The following is a 14,039-nucleotide window of genomic DNA, read 5'->3' as shown; positions in this document are numbered from 1 at the left end:
CTGGGAGATGACGAGCTGGGCCTGGTCACGAGTGGGTCCGCGATTGGCGGTGCTTCGGTTCCACAGGCCGTCAGTAGGGAGAGCGCGACAGTGCTTATCAGTACCTGTGCTAAAACCCTGGCCAGGTTAGGCATAAGGAGATTCTGCCAAGACGCGGTAACGAAACGCTTCAGCGGCACGAAGTGCCGGTGCGTCAGGAGAGGTACGGATGAGTTTCCGACTGGCGGCGTACGCCGTGTGCATCGAGGACGGGCGGGTGCTGATCGCTCGTCACGTACCACCCATAGGCGAATCTACTTGGACTCTTCCCGGCGGCAGGGTCGAACACGGAGAGGATCCGTTCGACGCGGTGATCCGGGAGGTCGCTGAGGAAACCGGTTACGACGCGGTGGTCGAACGCCTGCTGGGCGTGGACTCAAGGGTGATCCCCGCCGCCGTCGCCCGTGCCGGCGCCGAGCACCAGAATGTCGGCATTTTTTACCAGGTCCGCATCACCGGCGGCCAGCTCCGGCCTGAGCGGAACGGCGAAATCGCCGAGTCGATCTGGACTCCGATCGCCGACGTCGCTTGCCGACGTCGATCATCGCTCGTCGACATCGGCCTCGCCCTGGCGCAGACCGTTCCGGCGACCGGCCACGTCGCTCCGGTCCCGGTCGGCGGTCTGATCCAGCATTGAGGCCACGCCCGCACCCCGGCTCCGACACCACCGCGGACTTGATACAGGCAGGCATCCGGACCCCGGTACGACCGAGGCAACCATCCTCGGAGGCCGTGCGTGTTGGAGGGCATGATTGCGGAGGGCGTTAAGTGACGCCGTATATGGGTGGGTTCACGGAGTTCGTGGCCGCCCGTAGCACGAGCCTGTTACGTACGGCGTACCTGACCTGCGGTTCGCTCAGTGAGGCCGAGGACGTGTTGCAGACCGCGCTGGAGCGAGCGTGCATGCGCTGGGAGAAGCTGTGCCGGGCCGGTGATCCCGAGCCCTACATCCGGCGGATCATCGTCAATCTGGCGATCAGCCGGGCGCGGCGGCTGGCGATCGTACGGTTCATACCAACCCATACCCCTCCAGACCTCCCGGCCGCGCATGTGGACATCGAGTTGCGGCACGTCGTCATGGACGGGTTGCGGGGGTTGCCGCCCCGTCAGCGGGCGGTGGTCGTGCTCAGGTTCTGGGAGGACATGACCGAGGCGCAGGTCGCGAGGGTGCTCGGCTGCTCCGTCGGCACGGTGAAGAGCCAGACGTTCAAGGCGCTCAAGCGCCTCCGGACGGTGCTGGGCGAGGAGGTGGCGAACATTGCGCGCTATTGAGGAACGCCTGCGTCGGGGGATGATCGACGCGGCTCGGCCGGTGCAGGCGGCGCCGGAGCTCGCCGTACGGGTGACGGCCCGGGTGGCGGTACGCAGAAGGCGGCGCAGGATCGCGGCGGGTGTGGCCACGGCCGTCGCCGCCGTGCTGATCGCGGTCGGCCTCGTGTCGCCGTACGTCGTCACCCGGTATGACCCCGTCGTCACCTCTCCGGAGGTGGAGGGGGTACGGGTCCAGTACATACCCAAGGGGTTGGGTGCCCCGCGACGGCTGCGCGCGCAGGAGACGGATCAGGCGGGGCAGATCCGGTTGCGCGGTGAGGCGCTGAGATGGCAGGCGGGCGGCGCTTTCGTTCAGGTCTCGGTCTACCGCACCGACGAGATCATGCGCGACGGGATGGACATCCTCTCCCTGAACGTCTTCCGCAACCCCATCGAGCCGCGGCGGGGCGGCGATCCCGTGCTGTCAGCCGACGGCACCGCCGGCATGTGGGTCGCCGACCACCGCCTCCTGCTGAAGGTCACGGTCTCGGCCGACCTGAAGGGCGAGCGCGACCGGATCGCGGGCGGGCTGCGAGTGACCGGCTGGGCTTCCGCCTTCGCGGGACTCGGCATCACGTACATGCCGGCCGGCATGTGGATCGCGGGAACGTCGGACACCTACGGTGCCGCGCTGAACCGGCTCTGGCAAGGCGAGTCCGGCCGACGCGTCCTCGTCGAGGTCGTGTACGGCCGGGACGCGGCGACACTGGAGAAGCTACGCGCCGCCGTGCCGCCGGAGGAGCCGCTGACCGAGGTGCGTCCGGCATCCGTGCACGATCTGTCGGCCTACGCGGGCGCCACCAAGCAGGCGGGCCGGGTGATGTTGTGGCTGGTCAAACCGGGAATCGGCGTACGGGTCAGAGCGGATCACCTGCCGGAGAACGAGCTGAGACGGATCGCCGAGGGCATCCAGGCGACTCCCGAAGGCCGGAGCCAGTCCGTTGACGGCATCGGCGTCTCCTTCGACGTTCCGAACCTGCGACCGGGTCCCGTACGGACCACCCTCGCGACAGGCTGGCGCACCGCGACCCGCCGATGGACCGGCCGAAACGACCAAGACACCGTCACGGTCTCCGTACAGCGTGGGGCGAGGGTGTCAAGCCAGGACTGGTGGAGCAGCCTGTCCAGCGGCGAGGCCAAGCCGACGACCATCGCCGGGCGGGCCGGGAACCTGCTCGATCGGGGAGCCTCCACGACCACTCGGACGTTCGTCTGGACACCCGAGTTCGGTCTGGCCATCGTGGTGACCGCGCCCGCGGGTGACCTGCGGCGGATCGTGAAGGGGATCGCGGCGCCATGACATGGTCCTTACCTCCGACGCCCGAGGCGTCATACCGACTCACGGCAGATCTCATCCAGCGCGCCGCTCGAGGCGAATGGTGATCAAGCCAGCCGCCGTACCGGCGGAGGTCGAGTCGAAGGGGGTTAAGACCGTGAAAAGCCTCAAGTTCATCAGTGTGATCTTGAGCGCATTGACCGCGCTCCTGTTCCTGCCTGTCAGCCCGGCCGGCGCGGCCGTCAACACAGTCTGCGCCGGAAGCCTGCCGACCGGCTGGGTCAAGACGAACGACTTCTGGGATCCGACGCGCTGCGGAAACCCGTCGAGGATCACCTACAACGTGTGGAACATCGCGTCCTACTACGACCAGCCCGTCGGCACGATCATGACCGTCTGCTCCAACCAGCTCCCCGTCGGCTGGGTCACCATCAACACCCAGTGGGATCCGACGAGCTGTGGCCATCCGTCCCGGATCACCCAGAACGTGTGGACCATCCAGCGCCTCTCCTGACGGCATCCTCGCCATTGACCGGCCCCGGACGTCCGTACGTCCGGGGCCGAACCCCCTTCAGCGGATTCCACGAGTGAGCAGGTCTTTGGCGGCCTGAGACGCCTTCGCCGGTGAGCCTGCGTCGAAGGGCGGTTGGGGGTCGTACTCGATGGCGAGTTGCACAGCCTCCGCGGTTGTCTGGTCAGCGATGCGCGCCACAAGCGCCAGCGCCATATCGATACCGGAGGAGACGCCGGCGGCGGTCACGATCTTGCCGTTGAACACCACCCTTTCGGCGGTGTAGATCGCGCCGAACGACTCCAGCACGTCGACCGCTCCCCAATGAGTCGTCGCAGACCGCCCTTCGAGCAGTCCGGCGGCGGCGAGCAGCAACGAGCCGGTGCACACCGAGGTCGTCCAGGAACTTCCCTCGTGCATGCGGCCGATCCAGTCCAGAAGCGGACGGTTGTCCAGCAACTGCCTGCTACCCGGGCCTCCGGGCACCAGGAGCACGTCGCATGAGTCAACCTCGGCGAACGTGGCGTCAGCGGTGATGGCCAGCCACTTTGGCACGTCCCGGATGGGCCCGGACGCCGCGGCCACGAAGACGATCTCAACATCGGGAAGGAACTTCAGCACCTCGTACGGGCCGACCGCGTCCAACGCTGTGAACCGATCGAACAACGGTATGGCGATACGCACCTGACTCCTTTCGCCTGAAGAGCCGCCTATGGCCCTGCCCTCAGCACGGCGATGGCTTCTCATTGTGCATAGAGTCGTCGTCTAGACGATCGGGCCATGTGTAGGTGGCGAGATAAGGGCACCGTCCGGTGACGAACTAGTTGCAGATCGTTCGACAGAAAGGCGGTACCGGGTGAGTTCCGCTCCCATGGCTTTGGGCGAGGAGGCCGGTGAGGTCCGCCGTTTCTGGGCCGGGCTCGGTCTTCCCGGGCTGATCGACGTCCACACCCACTTCATGCCAGAGCGTGTCCTGCACAAGGTCTGGGATTACTTCGACGGTACCGGGCCGCTGATCGGTGGGTTGAAGTGGCCGATCACCTACCGGAAGCAGGAGGCGGAGCGGACGGCTCTGCTGCGGGATTTCGGGGTCAGGGCCTTCACCGCGATGCTCTACCCCCACAAACCCGGCATGGCCAGATGGCTGAACGAATGGGCGGCCGATTTCGCCCGCCGTACCCCCGACTGCCTGCACACCGCCACCCTCTACCCCGAGCCGGACGTCGAGACGTATGTCCGCGAGGCCGTCGAAGCGGGGGCACGCGTGTTCAAGGCTCATGTGCAGGTGGGAGCGTACGACCCGGCCGACGAACGTCTCCAGCGGACATGGGCGCTGCTGGCCGAGGCCCGCATTCCCGTGGTGATGCACTGCGGCTCCGGGCCGGCGCCCGGCAAGCACACCGGTCCCGAGCCCATCGCGCGGGTGCTGGCGCGCCACCCGAAACTGCGGCTGATCGTCGCGCACATGGGCATGCCCGAGTACGAGGAGTTCCTCGACCTCGCCGAACGGTACGACCAGGTACGGCTGGACACGACGATGGCGTTCACCGACTTCACCGAAGAATTCATACCGTTCCCCCGCGAAGCCCTGCCACGGCTCACCGCGCTTGGCGACCGCATCCTGCTCGGCTCCGACTTCCCCAACACCCCCTACCCCTACCTGCACCAGCTCCACGCCCTGGAACGGCTGGGACTCGGACCGGACTGGCTGCGGGCCGTATGCCACGACAACGCGGCGACCCTGTTCGGCCTGTAGCACTACCCGATGCGGACTGTTACGGCACTCAGCGAATTTGGACGGTACGTGGTGACGGAACTGACGGCGTACGAGGCCGGCTGGCGCAAGGTCTGCGGCGACCTGGACAACCATCCCCAGATCAAGATCCTTCATGCCTCGCAGGGCGAGCTCGACACGGGTTTCGCCGATATCGCCGCCTCGTGGGCGGCTCTCGTGGGCGAGCAGGAGGTCAAGGCGCCCGCCGCGCTGGAGCGGTGCGATCTGCGCTTTCGGGAGCTGGGGCGCCAGTGGATGGGTGAAGGGCCGTACGTCAACGGTGAGTTCTACCTCACCCACATCGCCCGGGCGGGCAGCCCAGGGCTGGGAGAGGGGTGGATTGAGTCGTGGACGGGCAAGGAGCTTTTCCCGTCATCGCAGCTGCGCGTTATCGATGGCCACCCCATCACGGGTACGGGTCACTGTGCCGCACTGCGGCTGCTTCCAGGCGGGGGCGAACCCGAGATCTGGTGGGTGGCCGAGCCTCGCTATGGCGCCTGGAAGATGGACGTTGGCCACCGTGAATATCTGGAGATGCTTCAGCTGACCAAGGGCGCCTTCTCCTGGCAGTTCTTGTTCACCCGGGCGCCGCTGGACAATGAAGAGTTCGAGGGCGTTCGCGATCGAATTGAGAACATGCTCGACGCATTGCCGGTCCTGTTCCCCGAGCACGACTACAAGCCGCTCACAGAACGCTTCTCCGCACGTCTTCGAGACGGGCGTAGCTAGATCTCACTGACCTGCGCGATCAAGTGGCCGCACGGAGGTGTTCGATGCCGATGTCGAGCGCCGCCTTGAGGTGGGTCGAGTCGCCCGTGGCCATCATGATGGTCACGCCTCCCTGGATGCCCGCCAGCAGCGCGGCGGCCGTCCGGTCCACATCAAGGGCCGGCCCGACCAGTCCGTTCGCTTGGAGGGCGCGCATGCCGCGGGCGAGCTGCCGCTGCCATTGGCGCATCAGCTCCGTCACGATTGCCCGTGCACCGGGTTGGGACCGGCCGACCTGCAGGAACAGTGACCCCAGGGGGCAGTGGTCGCCCTGGCGTTCATAGCGTTCCACCACCATGTCCCGCCACTGATGCCAGGACTCCCACGAGTCCAGGCGCCCTAGGTGTGGCTGCTGGTCCTCCAGGACGCGGTCCGCTTCGAACTGGGCCACCGCCAGCAGCAGTTCGTCCTTGCCGTCGGGGAAGTAGTGGAACAGCTGGCTCTTGCTCGTACCCGTGCGACTGCGGATGTCGTCGAGCGTCGTCGAAGGGATCCGCGCATCCGGTGGCCGGGCCGATTTCCTGGTGGCGGACCTCGATGGCAGCGTGGAGTCCTCCCAGGACCTGGCAGATCGGGCCCGTGAGACCTTGGGCGGGCGGATCGACATCCTGGTGAACAACGCCGGCATCTATCCGGCCCCCAGCACCACCGCCACCGACGAGAAGACGTTCGACAAGGTCTACGGAGTGAACGTAAAGGCGCCGTTCTTCCTCACCGCTGCCGTCGTTCCGACCATGACTGAGTCAGGTGGCGGAGTGATCATCAACCTCGGCTCGTGGATCGCGCGCCTGGGCGTTCCGCTCGGCGCGCTCTACAGCTCCACCAAGGGAGCCGTGGAGACGCTCACGCGGGCATGGGCCGCGGAGTTCGGCCCGATGGGGGTGCGGGTGAACGCCGTCTCGCCGGGCGTGATCCTCCCCCCGGCCGCGGAAGGCAGCGAGCCCCACCCGGGCGAGATCATGATGAAGGGCACGCCGGCCGGTGGCATCGGCACGCCGGATGCCATCGCGCATGCCGTGGTCTGGCTGGCCAGTGACGAAGCGGCCTTCGTACACGGAACCGTGGTGGACGTCGACGGGGGCAGGACCGGGGTCGCCGTCATCGCCGCGTAGTGGCACGGATTCAGCCGCGGCGTACGAGGAAGCTGAGGGTGTTGGCGGCCACGATGGCGCCGATGCTCGCCCATTCCGTCGAGCCCAGGTTCTGGCCCAGGCCGATCCAGCCGACGAGGGCCGCGAGGAGCGGGTTGACGCTCATGAAGAGCCCGAACGCCTGGGCGGGTACGCGACGCAGTGTGAACAGGTCGGCGAGGTAGGGCACCGCCGAGGAGAGCACACCGGCCACAACGGCATAGCCGACGGCCGCGGCGGTCGGCGGCCGGTGCAGGACGAGGATGATGCCGACCGGCAGGAACATCAGCGCGGAGATCCCGGCCGCCGTAGCAGAGCCCTGCGCACCCGGGATGCGGCGGCCGACAGTGCGGTTGAGCAGGATGTACGACGCCCAGCAGCACGCGGCCAGCAGGGCCAGGCCCATCCCCACATAATCGGTCGAGGGTTGGGGGCGCATCAGTACGACGACGCCGGCCGCGGCGATCATCGCGCAGAAGGCGTCGACGCGGCGACGCGCGGCGGCGAGGGCGATCGTGAGCGGGCCGAGGAACTCCAACGTGACCGCCAGGCCAAGGCCGATGCGGTCGATGGCGGTGTAGAGGGACAGGTTCATGGTCCCGAACACCACGGCGAGCCCCAGCACCGGCCGCCACTGCGCCCAGGTGAAGTCCCGCAGGCGAGGGCGGCCGACGGCGAGCAGGACGAACGCGGCGACGTACTGGCGGACCGCGACGACGCCCACCGGCCCAAGCACGGGAAAGGCAAGGGCACCGATTGCGGCGCCGACCTGGTTCGACAGGCCGCTGCCGGCCATCGTGACCACGCCGGCCAGCCGCCCCCTGGACGGCGCTGGGACCAAGGGCCCCGAAGACAGGGAAACCGTGTCGGACGCGCTTCGCATGACTAGATGGTGGGACCTCGCGTTGCTTGCACAAAATGCGTTCACCGCGTGATCTATACACTTGAGTCATGGATGATGTGGAGCTGCGGCAGTTGCGGTGCCTCGTCGCCATCGTCGACGAGGGCACCTTCACCGACGCGGCCATCGCTCTGGGCGTCTCCCAGGCGGCGGTGTCCCGGACTCTGGCCTCGCTCGAACGCGCCCTAGGGGTGAGGCTGCTCAGACGTACCTCACGCGAGGTGACACCGACCACGACCGGGCTGCGGGTGGTCGCCCAGGCCAGGCGGGTGCTAGGTGAGGTGCACGACCTGGTCCAGGAGGCCGCCTCGGGCCACGGCATCCTGCGGATCGGCTATGCCTGGTCGGCGGTCGGCCGCCACACGCCCGCGTTCCAGCGCCGCTGGGCCGCGACGCACCCCGGGACGGATCTGCGCCTGGTACGCGTCAACTCCGCGACCGCCGGCCTGGCGGAGGGCGCCTGCGACCTCGCCGTCATCCGCAATCCCCTGGAGGACCGCCGCTTCGAGAGTGTCATCATCGGTCTGGAGCGGCGCCTGTGCGGCCTGTCCGCCGAGGACCCCCTGGCCACACGCCGGTCGCTGCGCCTTGCCGACCTCAGCGAGCGCATCCTCCTGATCGACCGGCGGACCGGCACCACCACACCCGAGCTGTGGCCGCCCGGCTCCCGCCCGGCGACTGAGGAGACCCATAACGTCGACGACTGGCTGACCATGATCTCCAGTGGACGCTGTGTCGGCATGACGGCGGAGTCCACCGCGCACCAGTACCCCAGGCCCGGCGTCGTCTACCGGCCGGTCCGCGACGCCGAACCCATCGCCGTACGCCTCACATGGTGGCGAGACGAGCCGCATCCGGCGATCCAGGCGGCGATCGAACTGCTCACCGCCCTCTACCGGGGGGACTGACGTACTCGTCCAGCGCGGCCGGACTTGGTCGGGCACGCCGAACACCCGACGGAACGCGTTCTTCCCCGCGGCTCTGGTCTGCTCGGCTTGTCCCGGGTCAATGGCGGCCGTGATGATCAGGCTCGAGCGGTAGCTTGCTGGAGATTGAAGTCATGGATGTGGCAGAGGAGCCTGCTGTCTGGTGGGATATGGCGCTGCGACCGGGCCAGGTCGGGGCTCACGTCTCCTCGAGTTGCCGCAGGTACCCGGCCAGTTCGGGGACCGTCGGCAGCGTCTGCGGGTCGACGCTCTTCCGGATCAGGCCCGCCTCCTCATCCCCGCGTTGCCCTTCGAGGATGACGACGACGAACCCGGGCGGAAGCGAGCCGTTAATGCCGCCCCGGCGCGCTGTCGTGGTCATCGCTTTGCAGGCGTTGGCCATCGCGCTGTCGTGCGCCGCCTCGAGTGCGTCCATCGCCGCATCCCGTTCGGGCTCGGTGGTGGCGGGCGCCAGATACTCCTCAGTGAGACGCTGATACCACGGCGACATCGCATCGCTCGTGGCGTCCAGGACATCCCACCGCCACTCCGGCGGGACGAACCGTGTCGAGTACCCATAGTCCTCGTGCACCGCTGCCTCAGTGTTGGCGGCAAGGGCGGGCGGCAGGATCTTGGCGCCGTCCATGTAGAAGAGATGGAACGCCGCACCGTACAGTCGCTCGCCCGGGCACGCCGCCGCAAGGTCACTCAGGATGCGGCATCCGCTGTCGTGCCATGCCTTCTCGAAGGCGCCCCAGTCCATCGCCGCATGCTAGCGCGCGCTCTTTTAGCCACGGCCGTCTGGATATCAAGGGCCTCCCCTGCCGACCTTTGATAACAGCAGGTACGAACCGCGCCCTGCGATGAGAACCCCCGCGAGGCGGAAGTGATCTGCCGGGCCTACCGAGGCCGGGTGCGCTTCACCTCGCTTAAGGGGTCAGCGCACGTCGCGCGCCTCTCGAGCACCAAGCGGTCACGACTGACTGCACGAGGGTGGTTGATACGCCGTTCGTAGTGTTCACCTCGTAGTCGTACGGACCGAACGTATGCATGCCGTTGATTTCGACGTGCCCACGGCCTTCCCCGGCACGACGGTCCCCGCGCTCGTGTTCTCTTCGGTCGATCTCCGCAAGATCGCAATGCACCCCGACCAGGAACACGTCGAAGTCAGTCAAGAGGCGTGATAGTTCCTCGCGCCAGGTCCGGTATTCGATGACGTGTTCCACGATCAGGTCGTTGCCTGCGGTCGCAAGGGCAGGCAGGCATCGGTGAAAGCCTTTGAAGAACCGTGGCCGCATCTCGTTCCACCAGGAGAAGGGGCCTTCGTCTTCCCGCCGCTCCGGGAGCATGCCGCTTGCCACGAATTGGTCGGAGGAGACGTACATAAATGGCTCGTCCATTGAGTGCTGTAGCGCCTTGGCCAGCGTCGACTTCCCGGAGCTGGAGGCCCCGTTGAGGATGATGATGCGGCCCGGGCCTCTATTCGGCGGGGTAGCTTCCATGCTCACACGATGGCAGAGGGCCGGATTGTGCCGTGTGCTGGATACACCTGGCGGCCTTTCGCGCCTCGGCGATGAGTCTCGGGCTGCGATGTCGCAACCGGCTCGCTCCCCCGGCCCCTCGCCACCACCGGACTACGCCCGCGTGGCGACTACCAGGGCAGTTCCCCGGTCTCGTCTTGGGAGGTTCCTGTCGGGCCGTCCACGTCGAGAGTGGCCAGGCGTACGACGGCTCTGGCGCTCTCCTCCGGCGATCTTCCGATCCCGAAGGCCGCGGTCATGTCGGTGGCTGTGGTGCCGGGCTCCAGAGCGTTGAACTTGATGCCGGGCTGGGATTTGGCGTACTGGACCGTCAGCATGGTCGCCGCCGCCTTGGACGCGGAGTAGAGCGCCAGCGGCAGGTGGAACTCTGGCCGGTCAGGGTTGTTCACCGCCCAGAAGGATCCGGCGCTGCTCGATACGGTGACCACGGTGGGGTTCGAGGACTTGCGCAGCAAGGGGAGTGCCGCTTCTGTGACGCGTACGATCCCCACCGCGTTGGTGTCGAACACCCGCAGGGCCGTGGGACCGTCGAGGGGTTCGTTCCCGAGGATGCCCGCGTTGTGCACCAGGACGTCGAGCCGACCCTCGGCCGCGTTGATCGTCGCCAGCGCGTTGCTCACCGAGGCGTCGTCGGTCACGTCGAGCTGCACGAACCGTGCGCCGAGGGCGGCTGCGGCCTTCTCGCCCGCTGTGTCAGCTTGGGAGTTGCCGGGATCTTGGCCCGTAGAGGCGTCGACCCGCGGCTGAGGCCGGTCGTGAGCGACCGTGGTTGACCCCTCGTTGCCGAGGTTAATGGCACGGTGATCAAGGTTCTGGCCTCAAGGATAAAGATGGTCAGTTGAGCCGATGAGTGTGGGCCTGGCGTACTGGCTGCGGGAAAGGCGTACACCCGTGGCACGTGAAGCCAGGGCGAGAGCGCTGGAGATGGGGCCGTCGGCGTATCCGTCGTCATCTCGGTACAGCCCAAGTTCACGCACGTCGGCGAGGAATCGGTCAGGCTGGCCACCCTCACGCAACCGGTAGCTGTACAGGCTGAACGTGGTGATCAGTTGCTCGTTGGCCTCGTAGGTGAAATCCGCGCCGTTGAGGTCAGCAAAAACCCTGGCCACTGCTGTGCCTAAGGACAATGGCTCCGCCACCACGGCGGCACGATCATTTTCCACCTGCACCTCCGCCTGTCTGATCATCCCCTCCTGCTGTCGACCCGCCCGAAGGGGAAACGGGCCACGGGCATGCGGCCAGCGTCTACGCATCCCGGGCGATCAGCAGATCGATCGGGCGGCGAGTCACGATATCCACCAGGACGGTTCCGTAGACCTTGCCGCGGCGCAGGGCGAAGTCATCGGCTCCCAGAACCGTCGGCGCCGTGATGGGCAGCTCTGGGAGCGCGCGGATCACCCGCAGGAGTGTCGTCCTGCTGGTCAACAAGCCCAGCGCCCTGGCCAGACGAGCCCCGGCGCGACCGGCCAAGGCCAGTGCGATCGATGCCAAGCCCGTGGTCAGCGGGAGGCCGCGCCACCGCCCATATCGGCAGGTCACGTTCGGCACCCGCTCAGCGAAAGTCTTTCTCCCGCAGACCGCGTTGACGCACACGAACCTTCGGACCGCCAGCTGAATCACCACCGGCTCGCCGCTGACCGCCAGATCCTCCAGCCGACGCCCATAGCGGCCATGCACCCGCGAAGACACCGCGCCACATGCCGTGCAGGCCGTGCTCTCGCTGACGGGACCCCAGGCCCACGCGGCGATCATCCCGGAGCCGAAGCCCCCACCGGAGGCGCGTTCTTAAGGGATGATGAGTGCTGTGCCTGACCTGCTCTGGGATGACGTGAAGGCCCTCCTCGACCCTGAGGTCAACGGAGCGTTGCCTGACGTGATTGTAGAGGGGACGACTGTCGAGGACTGGCAGGTGCTGCTGGATCTCGTCCGGGCGCAGGGCTGGCAGTACGCATACTCGGTAGATGGCGAGCCGATGGAGCTCACTTCGGCTGCTGACATGGCCGCGGCTGCCTATGCCGGTGGCAGGCCCGAGCTGAGAGTCACGCCCGAGCTGAGAATCCGGCCGAGCCCCGACATACTGATGATCTTCCGCATGTATCAGACCGAGTCCATCGACTTCGACGTCGATCTCAGAGAGTTGCAGGGGCAGGAGCGGTTGGACGTCCTGGTGGATTTCTTCTGCGCGATCGGACGGCGTCTCGGGAAGTCCGTATTGATGACCGCGGAGGGATCTCGCGACCATCCGGATCTTGGGTTCGACATAGAGGCTGACCGGGTGGTGCTGATGGTAGAGCCGGTTGATCCGCGCGTGTAGCAACTGTTGAAGGGCTTGAGGCCGGGCTTCATGCCATCAGGGGAAGCGGGCCAGAGCCACAGGGACAAGGTGGAGCCCCCGCTGGTGGCCCTGGCCTGTTCGGCTTGGCCTGGGTCGATGGCGGGCGAGGTGATCGGCTTCCACCTCACCGCCAATGGACCTCCGCCTTTCGCGATCATCCCGGAGCTGGAGGCCCCGCCGGAGGCGTTCGAGAAGGGCATCACGTGCGCGACAAGATTGAGACCGTCAGGCTGCGGCTGACTACTTGCACGCTCAACGACCTTGACGGGTTTCACGGCCTATTTAGCGATCCGCTAACCCACACGATCGGAGCGGGGCCGTTCACTTCGCGGGCTGAGACGGTGGACTGGCTTGAGCGCAGACTCAAGACGAAGCAGGAGTATGGCTTTGTCTGGTACGGCATTCGCCATCGCGACGGCGGCGCGCTGATCGGTGGCTGTGGCATTCTCGCCAGCCGCACAGGAGTCCTGGAGCCGGAGATTGGTTACGAGATCAAGCACTCCGAACGTGGAAGCGGACTCGCGCTTGAAGCGGCTCAGGCCGTTGTGTCCGAGCTACAGGCAACCACGACCGTGAAGCGTCTGTGGGCGACGGTTCGGCCGCGCAATGCCGCCTCGCTCAGGATCTGCGAACGGCTGGGCCTCGTACTGGACCGCGCCGAAACCGACAAGCGTGGTGAGTTGCTTTATCTGGTGCGCGATCTCGCATAGGCGCGGCCCGAGTGGGGTGCGCGAGAAGGGCCCAGGCCGCAAGTCGGGGCATGTCGGGTGCCCGTGAGTCGCCATGAGTGACCGCGGCACGCTCCCGCCGGAGGCTGCTTCCTGCTCAGGTGTTTTCCTTCGCTGCCTTCTGCGGGATGCGGCGGGCGCCTATCAACCCGAGAAAGAAGCCAGCGAATATCACCCAGGAGTTCAGAGCAGCGCTGGAAGCATCCAAAAAGGGCATGCCCTGGATGAAGACCTTTTCCCCAAGAACGCCAAGGAAAGCGCCACCGGTCGAGGCCGCGAGTGTCGCCAGAAAGATCCATGCTCTTCGGGGGGCGCACATGATGTGATCATATACAAGCGGGATGTGCTTCCGATGGCGTGCCAGTGGGTCCGCGTGCTGCCGGGGTCACGAACAGGCGGACGATCTCCGCGTCTCGAGCAAGACCCACGTGGTCAGGCACATTGCCTGCCTCGATCGCTATCCAGGCCGACGTCAGGTCCTCCCGTCGCCCGTCTGCGAGGTCCCAGGGATCTTTCTCGGACACGCGCCGGTTCCTTGACCGCGATGTCGTGGGCCTGCGCCTATCAGCGTGCCACTTGCTCATCCGACAGGGCAGGTCTTGGCTGGTGCTCGTTGCGGACGGTTTGGTGAGCATTCATTCCACCCATTCGCGCACCACACGACGAGTGACCCTGTCCAGCGGCAGATGGCCGATGTCGAGCCCCTGGTTTCAAGGGTGAGAGCTGGCCCCATCTACGGGTGAGTGTTGGCCCCACTGCGTGATCGGTTGATTGCGTTCTGGTGAGTTTTGGCCCCACC

Annotated in this window: 19 protein-coding genes; 10 read left to right on the top strand and 9 right to left on the bottom strand. The window is 66.7% G+C overall.

The window, feature by feature from the left end; translation table 11 throughout:
- Window positions 1-208: 208 nt before the first annotated feature.
- The 4 genes from AB0L53_RS56715 (at window position 209) to AB0L53_RS56700 (ending at window position 3,140) form a co-directional block, all read left to right on the top strand.
- On the top strand, window positions 209-676 hold the full coding sequence (locus AB0L53_RS56715) for an NUDIX domain-containing protein (protein WP_364014600.1): 468 nt from the start codon (window positions 209-211) through the stop codon (window positions 674-676).
- 143 nt (window positions 677-819) lie between these two features.
- Window positions 820-1,311 (top strand): SigE family RNA polymerase sigma factor, encoded by a 492-nt coding sequence (locus AB0L53_RS56710; protein WP_364014597.1) that lies wholly within the window; start codon window positions 820-822, stop codon window positions 1,309-1,311.
- A complete protein-coding gene (locus tag AB0L53_RS56705; RefSeq protein ID WP_364014594.1) occupies window positions 1,298-2,650 on the top strand; it encodes a hypothetical protein in 1,353 nt (450 codons plus the stop codon). Before AB0L53_RS56710 ends, AB0L53_RS56705 begins: the two co-directional genes overlap by 14 nt.
- Before the next feature lie 163 nt (window positions 2,651-2,813).
- Window positions 2,814-3,140 (top strand): hypothetical protein, encoded by a 327-nt coding sequence (locus AB0L53_RS56700; RefSeq protein ID WP_364014591.1) that lies wholly within the window; start codon window positions 2,814-2,816, stop codon window positions 3,138-3,140.
- Window positions 3,141-3,197: 57 nt separating this feature from the next.
- Here the strand turns inward: AB0L53_RS56700 and AB0L53_RS56695 are convergent, their stop codons facing one another.
- Complete coding sequence (locus tag AB0L53_RS56695) at window positions 3,198-3,821, bottom strand: DJ-1/PfpI family protein (protein WP_364014588.1); 624 nt, start codon at window positions 3,819-3,821, stop codon at window positions 3,198-3,200.
- 187 nt (window positions 3,822-4,008) lie between these two features.
- Between AB0L53_RS56695 and AB0L53_RS56690 the strand changes: the two genes are divergently transcribed.
- Both AB0L53_RS56690 and AB0L53_RS56685 read left to right on the top strand, forming a co-directional pair.
- On the top strand, window positions 4,009-4,893 hold the full coding sequence (locus AB0L53_RS56690) for an amidohydrolase family protein (protein ID WP_364014697.1): 885 nt from the start codon (window positions 4,009-4,011) through the stop codon (window positions 4,891-4,893).
- A gap of 48 nt (window positions 4,894-4,941) precedes the next feature.
- The gene (locus AB0L53_RS56685) at window positions 4,942-5,640 is read left to right on the top strand and encodes a hypothetical protein (protein ID WP_364014585.1); all 699 of its coding nucleotides are present in this window, start codon (window positions 4,942-4,944) and stop codon (window positions 5,638-5,640) included.
- A gap of 19 nt (window positions 5,641-5,659) precedes the next feature.
- Here the strand turns inward: AB0L53_RS56685 and AB0L53_RS56680 are convergent, their stop codons facing one another.
- Window positions 5,660-6,307 (bottom strand): TetR/AcrR family transcriptional regulator, encoded by a 648-nt coding sequence (locus AB0L53_RS56680; protein WP_364014582.1) that lies wholly within the window; start codon window positions 6,305-6,307, stop codon window positions 5,660-5,662.
- Here AB0L53_RS56680 and AB0L53_RS56675 point away from each other — a divergent pair.
- Window positions 6,204-6,791, top strand: coding sequence for an SDR family oxidoreductase (locus AB0L53_RS56675; RefSeq protein WP_364014579.1), 588 nt, complete (start codon window positions 6,204-6,206; stop codon window positions 6,789-6,791). The genes AB0L53_RS56680 and AB0L53_RS56675 overlap by 104 nt on opposite strands.
- A 10-nt stretch (window positions 6,792-6,801) precedes the next feature.
- Here the strand turns inward: AB0L53_RS56675 and AB0L53_RS56670 are convergent, their stop codons facing one another.
- Window positions 6,802-7,692: an EamA family transporter gene (locus AB0L53_RS56670; protein WP_364014576.1), complete on the bottom strand. Its 891-nt coding sequence runs from the start codon at window positions 7,690-7,692 to the stop codon at window positions 6,802-6,804.
- Window positions 7,693-7,760: 68 nt separating this feature from the next.
- Here AB0L53_RS56670 and AB0L53_RS56665 point away from each other — a divergent pair, with 68 nt between their 5' ends.
- The gene (locus AB0L53_RS56665) at window positions 7,761-8,618 is read left to right on the top strand and encodes a LysR family transcriptional regulator (RefSeq protein ID WP_364014574.1); all 858 of its coding nucleotides are present in this window, start codon (window positions 7,761-7,763) and stop codon (window positions 8,616-8,618) included.
- A 217-nt stretch (window positions 8,619-8,835) separates the two neighbouring features.
- Here AB0L53_RS56665 and AB0L53_RS56660 read toward each other — a convergent pair whose 3' ends face one another.
- From AB0L53_RS56660 to AB0L53_RS56640, 5 genes are all read right to left on the bottom strand, one after another.
- Window positions 8,836-9,399 (bottom strand): DUF4303 domain-containing protein, encoded by a 564-nt coding sequence (locus AB0L53_RS56660; RefSeq protein WP_364014571.1) that lies wholly within the window; start codon window positions 9,397-9,399, stop codon window positions 8,836-8,838.
- 166 nt (window positions 9,400-9,565) lie between these two features.
- Window positions 9,566-10,138 carry an AAA family ATPase gene (locus AB0L53_RS56655; protein ID WP_364014569.1) on the bottom strand — a complete coding sequence of 191 codons (573 nt, stop codon included), beginning with the start codon at window positions 10,136-10,138 and terminating at the stop codon, window positions 9,566-9,568.
- Window positions 10,139-10,287: 149 nt separating this feature from the next.
- Window positions 10,288-10,971, bottom strand: a complete 684-nt coding sequence (locus AB0L53_RS56650; protein ID WP_364014694.1) for an SDR family NAD(P)-dependent oxidoreductase — start codon at window positions 10,969-10,971, stop codon at window positions 10,288-10,290.
- 24 nt (window positions 10,972-10,995) lie between these two features.
- Complete coding sequence (locus AB0L53_RS56645) at window positions 10,996-11,364, bottom strand: DUF6461 domain-containing protein (RefSeq protein WP_364014566.1); 369 nt, start codon at window positions 11,362-11,364, stop codon at window positions 10,996-10,998.
- A 58-nt stretch (window positions 11,365-11,422) separates the two neighbouring features.
- Window positions 11,423-11,929 carry a transposase family protein gene (locus AB0L53_RS56640; protein WP_364014563.1) on the bottom strand — a complete coding sequence of 169 codons (507 nt, stop codon included), beginning with the start codon at window positions 11,927-11,929 and terminating at the stop codon, window positions 11,423-11,425.
- A gap of 52 nt (window positions 11,930-11,981) precedes the next feature.
- Between AB0L53_RS56640 and AB0L53_RS56635 the strand changes: the two genes are divergently transcribed.
- Window positions 11,982-12,491 (top strand): hypothetical protein, encoded by a 510-nt coding sequence (locus AB0L53_RS56635; protein WP_364014561.1) that lies wholly within the window; start codon window positions 11,982-11,984, stop codon window positions 12,489-12,491.
- Window positions 12,492-12,715: 224 nt separating this feature from the next.
- The gene (locus AB0L53_RS56630) at window positions 12,716-13,222 is read left to right on the top strand and encodes a GNAT family N-acetyltransferase (RefSeq protein ID WP_364014558.1); all 507 of its coding nucleotides are present in this window, start codon (window positions 12,716-12,718) and stop codon (window positions 13,220-13,222) included.
- Between the two features lie 115 nt (window positions 13,223-13,337).
- On the opposite strand, the gene AB0L53_RS56625 is transcribed toward AB0L53_RS56630, so the two are convergent.
- The gene (locus tag AB0L53_RS56625; protein WP_364014555.1) at window positions 13,338-13,559 is read right to left on the bottom strand and encodes a hypothetical protein; all 222 of its coding nucleotides are present in this window, start codon (window positions 13,557-13,559) and stop codon (window positions 13,338-13,340) included.
- Window positions 13,560-14,039 lie beyond the last annotated feature (480 nt).

This window comes from Nonomuraea sp. NPDC052129, assembly GCF_040680095.1.
Lineage (GTDB): Bacteria > Actinomycetota > Actinomycetes > Streptosporangiales > Streptosporangiaceae > Nonomuraea.
This window is presented reverse-complemented; position numbering and strand designations above follow the sequence as displayed.

Bases quoted from the DNA above. Each gene is read 5' to 3' on its own strand.
- AB0L53_RS56660 (WP_364014571.1), bottom strand. From the start codon at position 9,399: ATGGACTGGGGCGCCTTCGAGAAGGCATGGCACGACAGCGGATGCCGC.
- AB0L53_RS56680 (WP_364014582.1), bottom strand. From the start codon at position 6,307: ATGCCGGCGTTGTTCACCAGGATGTCGATCCGCCCGCCCAAGGTCTCA.
- AB0L53_RS56645 (WP_364014566.1), bottom strand. From the start codon at position 11,364: ATGATCAGACAGGCGGAGGTGCAGGTGGAAAATGATCGTGCCGCCGTG.
- AB0L53_RS56715 (WP_364014600.1), top strand. From the start codon at position 209: ATGAGTTTCCGACTGGCGGCGTACGCCGTGTGCATCGAGGACGGGCGG.
- AB0L53_RS56665 (WP_364014574.1), top strand. From the start codon at position 7,761: ATGGATGATGTGGAGCTGCGGCAGTTGCGGTGCCTCGTCGCCATCGTC.
- AB0L53_RS56655 (WP_364014569.1), bottom strand. From the start codon at position 10,138: ATGGAAGCTACCCCGCCGAATAGAGGCCCGGGCCGCATCATCATCCTC.
- AB0L53_RS56625 (WP_364014555.1), bottom strand. From the start codon at position 13,559: ATGTGCGCCCCCCGAAGAGCATGGATCTTTCTGGCGACACTCGCGGCC.
- AB0L53_RS56710 (WP_364014597.1), top strand. From the start codon at position 820: ATGGGTGGGTTCACGGAGTTCGTGGCCGCCCGTAGCACGAGCCTGTTA.
- AB0L53_RS56690 (WP_364014697.1), top strand. From the start codon at position 4,009: ATGGCTTTGGGCGAGGAGGCCGGTGAGGTCCGCCGTTTCTGGGCCGGG.
- AB0L53_RS56640 (WP_364014563.1), bottom strand. From the start codon at position 11,929: ATGATCGCCGCGTGGGCCTGGGGTCCCGTCAGCGAGAGCACGGCCTGC.
- AB0L53_RS56670 (WP_364014576.1), bottom strand. From the start codon at position 7,692: ATGCGAAGCGCGTCCGACACGGTTTCCCTGTCTTCGGGGCCCTTGGTC.